The 1,899-nt window shown below is 74.3% G+C and carries 2 protein-coding genes and 1 pseudogene; 2 read left to right on the top strand and 1 reads right to left on the bottom strand.

Features of this window, described 5'->3' with window-relative positions; all coding sequences use genetic code 11:
• Window positions 1-400: pseudogene (locus DQW06_RS22530) on the bottom strand (CDP-glycerol glycerophosphotransferase family protein); the annotation flags it as partial.
• Window positions 401-725: 325 nt separating this feature from the next.
• Between DQW06_RS22530 and DQW06_RS22525 the strand changes: the two are divergent.
• Both DQW06_RS22525 and DQW06_RS22520 read left to right on the top strand, forming a co-directional pair.
• A complete protein-coding gene (locus DQW06_RS22525) occupies window positions 726-1,097 on the top strand; it encodes a DUF6703 family protein (protein WP_071621579.1) in 372 nt (123 codons plus the stop codon).
• A gap of 72 nt (window positions 1,098-1,169) precedes the next feature.
• A partial coding sequence (locus DQW06_RS22520; protein ID WP_157983566.1) for a metal ABC transporter ATP-binding protein occupies window positions 1,170-1,899 on the top strand: 730 nt, incomplete at its 3' end.

The raw sequence follows: 1,899 nt of genomic DNA, 5'->3' as shown, positions 1-1,899 counted from the left end.
GGTCGGGGGCGGGTTCGCCGGTCAGGAGCGTGGCGGCGAGGCCCGGCGGCGGTGCGGCGGCGAAAGCGGCGGCGAGGGCGAGCGCGTCCTCGCGGGCGGGTTCGACGGCCTCGTCCCCCTGCTCGTTCTCCTCCCCTCGGGTGTCGCCCTCGGTGTTCTCGGCGGCGTCCTCGTCGCCCCCGTTGTCGGCGTCGGTGTTCTCGGGGTCGGACTCGGCCGCGGGCTCGGCGCCGTCGGCGCGGAGGCGGTCACCGTCGCGGACGGGGACCAGGACCACCTGCGCGTCCGCCCGGGGCTCGCCGGTCCCGCCGTCGTCGCGTTGGCGGGCCAGGGAGTCGAGGCAGTGCTGCAGGTGGGGCTCGGTGACGTCGAACGTCACGATGACAGTGGCTTCGGGCACGGAAGTTGACACCCTCCGGAGGGTTCGACGGGCCGCGCGGGCGACTGGGCGCGCTGGCCGCGTGCATCAGACGATTGACGACTGCGGGTGTGGATTTTGTGACTCAGAGTCAACACGGTACCGATGGCTGTGCGCCGCGCGGAAGACGGGAGGGGGTGTTCGGCGCAGCCGCACCGGCGCCCGGCGGCGGACCGGGGTCCTGCACTAGGGTTCAGGACACAAGTATCACAGGCCCGGTGGCCCCACCGCCCACCTTTTCGGGATGGGCGCGCCCCCGCGCGGGCCTGTCCGGCGGCGGCACGGACCAGAAGCGGACACGGACAGCATGGCCCCTCCCGAACACGGTGACGAGAAGCGGCGTCCAGACCAGGACCGACCCCGGCGCGAGGGGGGCTCCCCCCGCGCGAGGAGGACGGGCGGACTGCGCAGGGCGGTGGAGGAGCGCAGCGCGGTGCCGCTCGTGTGGCTGCACCAGGGCCCCCGGTGGCTGGCGCCGCTGGTGGTGGGCGCCCTGTTCATCGCGGGGCTGGTGGCGCCCGGCCCGGTCGGCGCGGTGTGCCTGCTGCTGGTCGCCGCGTTCGTGGCGTGGCTGGCGTTCCTGACCTGGCCCTCCCTCGGCGGCCAGCCGCGGGCCGCGCGGGTGCTCATGGTGGTGGTCGTGCTGGTGCTGGCGGTGGCGCGGATCCTGGGCTACTGACAGGACGACACCGAAAAGATCACGAATCCGCCATATTTTGACAATCATTTTCGTTTTCGTGATAATGGAACGGTGTCTGACCAGTTCAAGGCCGTCGCGGGCGACGCGCCGCCCGCCTTCCAGGCCGTCGACGCACGCGTCGCCTACGACGGCGTCCCTGTGCTCGACGGTGTGAGTCTCGACGTGCCCGCGGGCCAGACGATGGCCGTCCTGGGCCCCAACGGCTCCGGCAAGTCCACCCTGATGCGCTCGATGCTGGGCATCGTGCCCCTGACCTCCGGCGAGGTCCTGGTGCACGGCGTCCCGCTGCGCAGGTTCCGCGCCTGGCGCCGGATCGGCTACGTGCCCCAGCGGCTCACCGCCGGCGGCGCCGTCCCCGCCACCGTCCGCGAGATCGTCGCCTCCGGGCAGGTCGCCTCGCGCCGCCGCCTGTCCCTGCCCACCCGCGCCGACCGCGCGGCCGTGGACGAGGCCCTGGAGACCGTCGGGCTGGCCGACCGGGGCCGCGACGCGGTACGCGAGCTCTCCGGCGGCCAGCAGCAGCGCGTGCTCATCGCCCGCGCCCTGGCCGGTCGGCCCGACACCTTCGTCATGGACGAGCCCATGGCCGGTGTGGACGCCGAGAACCAGCGCGCGCTGGCCGGGACCATCACCCGCCTGCGCGAGCGCGGCGCGACCGTGGTCCTGGTCCTGCACGAACTGGGCCCGCTGGAGGACGTGATCGAGCGGGCCGTGGTGCTGGAGTCGGGCCGCGTGGTGCACGACGGCGCCGCGCCCGCGCCCACCGGCGAGTGCGCGCGGC

The organism is Nocardiopsis sp. TNDT3, assembly GCF_003427465.1.
GTDB classification, from domain to species: domain Bacteria; phylum Actinomycetota; class Actinomycetes; order Streptosporangiales; family Streptosporangiaceae; genus Nocardiopsis; species Nocardiopsis dassonvillei.
Note: the sequence above shows the minus strand (reverse complement) of the source record. Positions and strands in the feature narration are given on the sequence as shown.